Source organism: Streptomyces sp. NPDC048590, from assembly GCF_043199535.1.
Taxonomy (GTDB): domain Bacteria; phylum Actinomycetota; class Actinomycetes; order Streptomycetales; family Streptomycetaceae; genus Streptomyces.
In genome coordinates this window covers 334328-340613 of record NZ_JBICWC010000006.1, presented here as the reverse complement: position 1 = coordinate 340613, position 6286 = coordinate 334328, and the positions used below count along the sequence as shown (strand labels likewise).

Here is a 6286-nt window from a genome sequence, read left to right as displayed (position 1 = left end):
ACCCCGCCCCCCCCCCCCCCCCCGCGGCCCCCCGCCCCCCCCCCCCCCCCCCCCCGCGGGCCGCCGCCCCCCCCGGGGGGGGGGGGCCCCCCCCGCCGCCGTGGGTGTCGCCACCTACAGGAAGGAGGTGCTTCCGGTCAGGAAGGAGCTGCTTCCGGTGCCCCCTACAGGAAGGAGTTGATCTCGATGGTCTCGGTACGGCCGGGGCCGACACCGATGGCGGAGATCGGGGCGCCCGACATCTCCTCCAGCGCCTTCACGTACGCCTGCGCGTTCTTCGGCAGGTCGGAGAAGGTCTTCGCCTTGGTGATGTCCTCGGACCAGCCCGGCAGCGTCTCGTAGATCGGCTTCGCGTGGTGGAAGTCGGTCTGGCTGTAGGGGAGCTCCTCGACGCGCTTGCCGTCGATCTCGTACGCCACGCACACCGGGATCCGCTCCCAGCCGGTCAGCACGTCCAGCTTGGTCAGGAAGAAGTCGGTGAGGCCGTTGACCCGGGTCGCGTACCGCGCGATCGGGGCGTCGAACCAGCCGCAGCGACGGTCGCGGCCGGTGGTCACACCGCGCTCACCGCCGATGCGGCGCAGGGCCTCGCCGTCCTCGTCGAGAAGTTCCGTCGGGAACGGGCCGGCGCCGACACGGGTGGTGTACGCCTTGAGGATGCCGATGACCCGGCTGATCTTCGTCGGGCCCACCCCTGCACCGGTGCAGGCGCCGCCCGCGGTCGGGTTCGAGGAGGTGACGAAGGGGTACGTGCCGTGGTCGACGTCGAGCAGGGTGCCCTGGCCGCCCTCGAAGAGGACGACCTTGCCGTCGTCGATCGCTTCGTTCAGGATCAGCGTCGTGTCGGCGACGTACGGCTTGATCTGCTCCGCGTACTGGAGCATCTCCTCGACGATCTTCCCGGACTCGATCGCGCGCCGGTTGAAGACCTTGGCCAGGAGCTGGTTCTTCTGCTCCAGCGCCGCCTCGACCTTCTGCTCCAGGATCGACTCGTCGTAGAGGTCCTGGACGCGGATGCCCACGCGGTTGATCTTGTCGGCGTAGGTCGGGCCGATACCGCGCCCGGTGGTGCCGATCTTCCGCTTGCCGAGGAAGCGTTCCGTCACCTTGTCGACGGTGACGTTGTAAGGAGTGATCAAATGAGCGTTGCCGCTGATCAGGAGCTTCGACGTGTCGACGCCCCGCTCGTTCAGACCGCTCAGCTCGGAGAGCAGGACCGCCGGGTCGACGACGACACCGTTACCGATGACCGGGGTACACCCCGGCGACAGGATTCCGGAGGGGAGGAGATGCAGTGCGTACTTCTGGTCGCCTACGACGACCGTGTGACCGGCGTTGTTGCCGCCCTGGTATCGCACCACATAGTCAACGGATCCACCGAGCAGGTCGGTGGCCTTCCCCTTGCCCTCGTCACCCCACTGAGCACCGAGCAGCACAAGTGCGGGCACAGGCGTACACCCCTTCCGGGCGGGGCATGTCCAAGGTCAGGGGGCGTACGTAAAGGTCGTACCTGCCGCACGACGATGTACGGCAAAGCCTGAGCCGTCGAACCGGGTGCCCCGGAATAGACGAAGCCCCTGGCGCAATAGCGCAAGGGGCTCTTGCACCAAGATGCTACCCGAGGAAGGACCGAGGTGTCGGCTGCAGAGCCCCCCGGCGACGGCGACCACCAGCTACTCGTGCTGATCGATCCCCTGGCACGCCGCTACGACGGCGAGTCCGTGCGCATCGCGAAGGACGTCCTGAGCGCGGGCGCGCACGCCAAGATCTGCCTCCCGGACAGCCCGGACGAGTTCGCCAGGGCCTTGTCCCGGCGGGGTTCCAGGAGGCCGGTGGTCGTCGGCGACGACCATGCGCTGCTGCGGGCGGTGTCCCAGCTGCACCGGGAGCGCGAGCTCTCCGACAGCACGCTCGCCCTGATCCCGGTCGGAGCGGCACACACCCTGGAAGTCGCCCACGGGCTCGGCGTGCCCAGGGGCGCGGTCGCGGCGGCGCGCACGGCGCTCGACGGGAGCGCGCGCCGGCTGGACCTGCTCGTGGACGACAGCGACGGCGTGGTCCTCGGCGAGCTCCGCATACCGGCGGCCGTCCCCGCCCACGGCCAGCCCCACACGGTCTGGGACACCTGCCGGACCCTCGTGGCCTCGCTGGTCCGCCCCGCTCCCGCCTCGCCCTCCGCCGCCTCCCACGCCCATCGGCTGAGGGTCGAGGCGGACGGGGTGCTGCTGAACGATCTGGACCGGCTCCTGGAGGACGTCTCCGTGTCCGCCCAGGGCGACAGCGGCCTGGCCGACGTGGTGATCCGCACCTCGTCCGGGGAGACCCGCGCGGCGGAGGCCAAGGCCGTCACCGTGGCCGGGCCGGACTTCCGCTACCGGGCCGACATACAGGTGTCGGGTCCGGTCAGGACCCGCACATGGACGGTGCGGGCGGACGCCTGGGGCCTGGTGCTCCCCACAGCGGCGGCCTGAGGTCCGCCCCCGGTGACGGGCCCGTCCTCCGGTCTCGTCACCGGGCGGGCCCGTCCCCCTGCTTCATACGGCTCTCGCGCCACCGGTCCAGGACACCGGCCAGTTCCGACTGGAGGAAGGCGAAGAACTCCGCCGTCTCCGCCAGCCGCGTACCGGCCGGGGTGTCCTCTCCCAGGGAGCGTGCGCCGTCCCGCAGGGTGCGCTCCCAGCGCGTCAGCACCTGGTCGCGGCTGGCGAACGTCGAGTACCAGAGCTCGTGGTGGAGGCGGTACCGGTCGCGGCGTGAGCCGGGGTCGCGCTCCCGGCCGATCATGCTGACCTGGGTGAGGTAGCTGACCGCGCCGGAGACCGCGGCCGGGCTGATCCGGAGCTGCTCGCCCAGCTCCGCGGAGGTCATGGAGCCGTCGTCGTCGGCGAGGAGCGCGGCGAAGACGCGTGAGGCCATCCGCTGCATCCCGGCCTCGGTCATCTCGGCCGCGAAGCGTTCGACGAAGCGCGACACCGCGTCCTCGTCCCTCCCGGCAGCGGTGTCGAGGGCCCCTTCCCCGCCGTGCGGGGGCATCCCTCCCGCATCGGGCAGGGGGGCGTCACCCGCCGGGACGACGGGCTTCCGCTCCGCGTCAGCGCTCTCCCCCGCCGTCCCGCGCCCCTCGGTCCCGCCGCCCATAGCCTCCGCCACCTTCCCCGCTCCGATCATCACTTGACTTTATACGGTTCCTTAACTTCACAACTTTGTGAAACAAGCGTACGTTCCGAAACATGACGAAGGCAATCACCGTCTCCGGGCTGCACAAGTCCTTCGGGCGGACACACGCGCTGGACGGTCTCGACCTCGGCGTCGAGACGGGCGAGGTCCACGGCTTCCTCGGGCCCAACGGAGCCGGGAAGTCCACCACGGTGCGGATCCTGCTGGGCCTGCTGCGCCCCGACTCGGGAACCGCCCAGCTGCTGGGGAAGGCCCCCTGGCGAGACGCCGTGGAACTGCACCGGCGCCTGGCGTACGTCCCGGGCGACGTCGAGCTGTGGCCGGGGCTCACCGGAGGCGAGGCGATCGATCTGCTGGCCCGTCTGCGCGGAGGAACCGACCGGCGGCGCCGCGACGAGCTGACCGAGCGCTTCGACCTGGACCCGACGAAGAAGGGCCGCGCCTACTCGAAGGGCAACCGCCAGAAGGTGGCCATCGTCGCCGCCCTGGCCTCCGACGCGGAGCTCCTGCTGCTGGACGAGCCGACCGCCGGACTCGACCCCCTCATGGAGGTGGTCTTCCAGGACGTCGTCCAGGAGGCGAAGGCCGCCGGCCGGACGGTGCTGCTGTCCAGCCACATCCTGGCGCAGGTCGAGAAGCTGGCGGACCGGGTGAGCATCGTCCGGCAGGGCCGGACGGTGCAGTCCGGGTCGCTGAGCGAGATGCGGCATCTGACGCGTACGACGATCGAGGCCGAGACGGCCAGGCCGCCCGTCGGGCTGGACTCGCTTCCCGGGGTGCACTCGCTGGAGGTCTTCGGGGACGGCAGCGGCCGGGTGCGGTTCGCCGTGGACGGCGGCCGTCTCGACGCGGCCGTCGGCAAACTCGCCGAATGCGGCGTGCGCAGCCTGATCAGCCACCCGCCGACCCTGGAGGAGCTCATGCTCCGCCACTACGGCGACGAGCTCGCCGCCAACGGCCACGGTCGGGCAGGGGGCGCGCGATGAGCGCCGCCGCCACCACCGGAGCCCCGGTGGCCACCCGGTCGCCCGCCGGGTCGGGCGCCTTCACCGGAACCCGGATCCTCGTCGCGTTCGCCCTGCGCCGGGACCGCGTCCGGCTGCCCGTGTGGATCCTCGCCCTGGGGGCCGGGACCCTCGCCACGGCGGACAAGTACACGACGCTGTACGCCGGTCCGGAGGCCCGCGCCTCCCTCGTCGGCACGATGGGCAGCACCGCCGGGCTCGCGATGACCGGCCCCGGGCACTACCTCGACGACTACACCTTCGGCGCCATGCTGGGCCACCAGATGCTCGGCTTCCTGGCCGTCCTGGTCGGCCTCATGAACGTCCTGGTCATCACGCGTCACACCCGTGACGAGGAGGAGACCGGCCGCGCCGAGCTGCTCCGTTCCACCGCCGTCGGACGTCACGCGCAGCTCGCCGCGGCGCTCTGGCTGGCGCTGATCGCCGACCTGGCTCTCGCCGTCCTGCTGGCCGCGGGACTCGGAGCCATGGACCTGGCTCCGGGCGGTGTGGAGGGCCCCCTGCTGTACGGTCTCGCGCACGCGGCCGTCGGTCTCGCCTTCGCCGGTGTCGCGGCGGTCACCGCCCAGGTCACCGCGCACACCCGTGGTGCCACCGGCACGGCACTGGCGGTCGTCGGGCTCGCCTACCTCCTGCGGGCCGCCGGGGACGCGGGCGGCTCCGACACCGTCTCCTGGCTGTCGCCGATCGGCTGGGTCCAGCGCACCTACCCCTATGTGGACGACCGCTGGTGGCCGCTGCTGCTCTGCGGCGCGTTCGCCGCCTTCTGCGCCGGTGCCGGGTTCGTACTGTCCACCCGGCGGGACGTGGGCGCCGGCCTCCGCGCGTCCCGGCCGGGTCGCGCGGAGGCGTCACGCGCCCTGCTGGGACCACTGGGCTTCGAACTCCGGCTGCACCGCTCGGTGTTCGCGGGATTCGCCGCCGGACTGCTCGTCATGGGAGCCATGTACGGGTCGATCCTCGGCCAGGCGGAGGAGATGCTGGGCGACATCGACCAGATCCAGGAGGCGCTCCCCAGGACCGGCGGCTCCGACGTGGCCGAGTCCTTCGCCTCGATGGTCATGGTGGTCCTCGTCGTGGTGGCCTCCGTGTACGTCGTCATGGCCGCCCTGCGGCCGCGCGCCGAGGAGAACGCCGGCCGCGCCGAGGCACTCCTGGCGACCGGGCTGACCCGCGCCCGGTGGGCCGGCGGGCACCTGGTGGTCGCGCTCGCGGGCAGCACCGCGCTGCTGCTCGTCGGAGGGCTCGGCTTCGGCGTCCTGGGCGCGTTGTCGTCCGGCGACGGAGGGCTGGTCCTCTCGCTGACGGGCGCGGCACTGGCCTACGCCCCGGCGCTGTGGGCCACGGCCGGAGTGGCCGCGGTCCTCTTCGGCTGGCTGCCCACGGCCGCTCAGGCCGCGTGGGTGGTCCCGGTGTACGCTTCGTCACCGGTTACCTGGGGCAGCTCCTCCGCTTCCCGGACTGGACGAACGACCTCTCCCCCTTCGGGCACGTACCCAGGCTTCCGGCGGACTCCATGGACTGGACGCCCATGGCCGTCCTCACCCTGGTCGCCGCCGCACTGGTCCTGTTCGGCCTGAAGGGTCTGGGCCGGCGCGACCTGCTGACCAAGTAGGCGGGCGGAACCGGCGACCCGGCGCCACGCGTCGTGATCACACATGGAGCAACGGGATGTGGCGGGTTACGGCGGATGCGCGGCGGCACTGTCCGGGGTGGTCGCCGCCCTGTACGTCTGGGGGTCGTCCAGGAGGACCCGGGTCCATGCGGGCGCCGGCTTCGAGGGGCAGGGCAGGGACCTGTCCGCACTCTTCACGGACCTGCCCTTCGTCCTGCTCGCCGGCCTCCTGATCCCCCCGTTCGTCTGGCTGCTGACCCTGCGTCTGCTGCCCAGGCTCGGGGCGCCACCGGTCCGGGTCGTCCTCGCCGCCGTCTGCACGGCGGCCGTGCTCGTCCTGTCCGCGTGGACCCTGCACAGCTGGGCGAACCCGCCCAACCCTGACCACATACCGGCCTCGGCGCCTCAGAAGCTGTTGTCCTACCCCGGTCGGGGCTGAGGCGGCAGGTGCCTCAGCCTGATCCAACCG

The 6286-nt window shown here is 72.0% G+C and carries 5 protein-coding genes and 1 pseudogene; 4 read left to right on the top strand and 2 right to left on the bottom strand.

The window, feature by feature from the left end:
- Nucleotides 1-164 precede the first annotated feature (164 nt).
- Nucleotides 165-1448 (bottom strand): adenylosuccinate synthase, encoded by a 1284-nt coding sequence (locus tag ACGFNN_RS19995; RefSeq protein ID WP_362546132.1) that lies wholly within the window; start codon nt 1446-1448, stop codon nt 165-167.
- A 186-nt stretch (nt 1449-1634) separates the two neighbouring features.
- Between ACGFNN_RS19995 and ACGFNN_RS19990 the strand changes: the two genes are divergently transcribed.
- A complete protein-coding gene (locus tag ACGFNN_RS19990) occupies nt 1635-2471 on the top strand; it encodes a diacylglycerol kinase (protein ID WP_393557499.1) in 837 nt (278 codons plus the stop codon).
- Nucleotides 2472-2508: 37 nt separating this feature from the next.
- Here the strand turns inward: ACGFNN_RS19990 and ACGFNN_RS19985 are convergent, their stop codons facing one another.
- Nucleotides 2509-3033, bottom strand: coding sequence for a GbsR/MarR family transcriptional regulator (locus tag ACGFNN_RS19985; RefSeq protein WP_393557752.1), 525 nt, complete (start codon nt 3031-3033; stop codon nt 2509-2511).
- Between the two features lie 197 nt (nt 3034-3230).
- On the opposite strand from ACGFNN_RS19985, the gene ACGFNN_RS19980 reads away from it, so the two are divergent.
- The 3 genes and pseudogenes from ACGFNN_RS19980 (at nt 3231) to ACGFNN_RS19970 (ending at nt 6256) form a co-directional block, all read left to right on the top strand.
- Nucleotides 3231-4163 (top strand): ABC transporter ATP-binding protein, encoded by a 933-nt coding sequence (locus ACGFNN_RS19980; protein ID WP_393557497.1) that lies wholly within the window; start codon nt 3231-3233, stop codon nt 4161-4163.
- Nucleotides 4160-5817: pseudogene (locus tag ACGFNN_RS19975) on the top strand (ABC transporter permease). Before ACGFNN_RS19980 ends, ACGFNN_RS19975 begins: the two are co-directional and overlap by 4 nt.
- Before the next feature lie 43 nt (nt 5818-5860).
- Nucleotides 5861-6256, top strand: a complete 396-nt coding sequence (locus ACGFNN_RS19970) for a hypothetical protein (RefSeq protein ID WP_393557495.1) — start codon at nt 5861-5863, stop codon at nt 6254-6256.
- Nucleotides 6257-6286: the final 30 nt, after the last annotated feature.

Bases quoted from the DNA above. Each gene is read 5' to 3' on its own strand.
- ACGFNN_RS19985 (WP_393557752.1), bottom strand. From the start codon at position 3,033: ATGCCCCCGCACGGCGGGGAAGGGGCCCTCGACACCGCTGCCGGGAGG.
- ACGFNN_RS19980 (WP_393557497.1), top strand. From the start codon at position 3,231: ATGACGAAGGCAATCACCGTCTCCGGGCTGCACAAGTCCTTCGGGCGG.
- ACGFNN_RS19970 (WP_393557495.1), top strand. From the start codon at position 5,861: ATGGAGCAACGGGATGTGGCGGGTTACGGCGGATGCGCGGCGGCACTG.